This window comes from Pseudomonas tehranensis, assembly GCF_014268615.1.
Taxonomy (GTDB): Bacteria; Pseudomonadota; Gammaproteobacteria; order Pseudomonadales; family Pseudomonadaceae; genus Aquipseudomonas; species Aquipseudomonas tehranensis.
The window spans coordinates 1-2,124 of sequence record NZ_JABWQV010000426.1; the positions used below are offsets into that span (position 1 = coordinate 1).

Here is a 2,124-nt window from a genome sequence, read left to right on the forward strand (position 1 = left end):
GCTTGCTCCCGCTCGGCTGCGCAGCAGTCGTAAAACCGGCAAACGCGGTGCACCTGACAAATCGCATTCTCAGGCCTTGGGGCTACTTCGTAGCCCAGCGGGAGCAAGCTCCCTCGCCGCAGGGTTACGCGGCGATCTGGCGAACCACGAGCAAGACCAGGAAATGCGCCGGATAAAGGCCATACGCCCAACGCCGCATCGGCGGAGGATGAAAACGACCAGCGTGTCGCAAAAGCATCAGCCCCAGCCATGGCGCAAACAGACACGCCAGCAACCCGCCGATCGCCACCCAATCCCCCAGCCACGCCGCGCCATACAGTATTCGCCATTGATTGGCCGCCAGGCACACCAGCCCCGGCAGCAACGCGAAATACCAAGGTCGGCGAAACACCAGCAACATCGCCAGCGGCAGCAGGACGCCGAAAAAACCGAACATCAACCGCGACGAAAACAGCGCCGCCAGCAGCAACGCCCCCGCCGCCAGCAAACGCGCCTCCAGCGTATGGGTTTGCCAGCTACGCGCCACCAGCAAGCCCAGGGTCAGAGTCGGCAGCACGTTCAAGGTGGCGGGCACAGGAATGAACAACCGGTAAGGAATTTCGCTCACTGAGCTGAACAGCAACAGCCAACCCAGATACCGCCACGGGCTCGCGCTGGCCCCGTTGCGCGCCAGGTTCGCCGCCATCGCCAGGCAAAACCAGGGAAACGCCAGACGCCCCGGCACATACAACCAATCGGCGGAGTAACCGACATATCGCAGATGATCGAGCACCATCGCCAACAGAGCCAACCACTTGAGCAGGTCCAGGGCCCCGTCACGTCGGTTCATGGGTACAGCCGCCCTAGGGTTTTGTGAGTTTCTGACAGAAACATCCAGTGTGTTCCCCCGCGATTCTTGGGTAAAGTGCGCACCACTATCGACCACCGCGTGCCGGACTCAAAGCACGCCGGACCACGGAATTCTCCATCCAGGAATTCTGTCAGGGATCTCTTACCCAGGACTCTCTATTTCAGGAGCAAGGCCATGACCGACAAGAGTCAACAATTCGCCAGCGACAACTATTCCGGCATTTGCCCCGAAGCCTGGGCCGCCATGGAAGAAGCCAACCAGGGTCACCAGCGCGCCTACGGTGACGACGAATGGACCCACCGCGCGGCGGATGATTTCCGGGCCTTGTTCGAAACCGACTGCGAAGTATTCTTCGCGTTCAATGGCACGGCGGCCAACTCCCTGGCGTTGTCCTCACTGTGCCAGAGTTACCACAGCGTGATCTGCTCGGAAACCGCCCACGTCGAAACCGACGAATGTGGCGCCCCGGAGTTCTTTTCCAACGGTTCCAAGCTGCTGGTGGCGCGCACTGAAAACGGCAAGCTGACCCCGGACTCGATCCGCGAGATCGCCCTCAAGCGCCAGGACATCCATTATCCCAAGCCACGGGTCGTGACCCTGACCCAGGCCACGGAAGTCGGCAGTGTCTATACCCCGGAAGAAATCCGTGCCATCAGCGTCACCTGCAAGGAGCTGGGGCTTAACCTGCACATGGACGGCGCTCGCTTCTCCAATGCCTGCGCCTTCCTCGGCTGCTCACCAGCGGACCTGACCTGGAAAGCCGGCGTGGACGTGCTGTGCTTTGGCGGAACAAAAAACGGCATGGCGGTGGGAGAAGCGATCCTGTTCTTCAACCACGACCTGGCAGAAGACTTCGACTATCGCTGCAAACAGGCTGGGCAACTGGCCTCGAAGATGCGCTTTCTCTCGGCGCCCTGGGTCGGCCTGCTGCAAAACGACGCCTGGCTCAAACACGCCCGCCACGCCAACCACTGCGCGCAATTGCTGGCGCAACTGGTGAGCGACATTCCTGGCGTGGAACTGATGTTCCCGGTCCAGGCCAACGGCGTATTTCTGCAACTCTCGGAACCGGCCATCGCGGCGCTCACCCACAAGGGATGGCGCTTCTACACCTTCATCGGCAAGGGCGGCGCGCGGTTCATGTGCTCGTGGGATACCGAAGAAGCACGAGTGCGGGAATTGGCGGCGGATATTCGGGAAGTGATGAGCCTTTAAGGCGGAGACCCAAAGCCTGGATGGCTTTGGGAGGCTTTTGTGGCGAGGGGATTTATCCC

The 2,124-nt window shown here is 61.0% G+C and carries 2 protein-coding genes; one reads left to right on the forward strand and one right to left on the reverse strand.

Going from position 1 to position 2,124, the window contains the following annotated elements:
- Positions 1-124: 124 nt before the first annotated feature.
- Positions 125-829, reverse strand: coding sequence for a TraX family protein (locus HU811_RS26710; protein WP_092400754.1), 705 nt, complete (start codon positions 827-829; stop codon positions 125-127).
- A 195-nt stretch (positions 830-1,024) separates the two neighbouring features.
- Between HU811_RS26710 and HU811_RS26715 the strand changes: the two genes are divergently transcribed.
- Positions 1,025-2,065, forward strand: coding sequence for a threonine aldolase family protein (locus tag HU811_RS26715; protein WP_186659091.1), 1,041 nt, complete (start codon positions 1,025-1,027; stop codon positions 2,063-2,065).
- Positions 2,066-2,124: the final 59 nt, after the last annotated feature.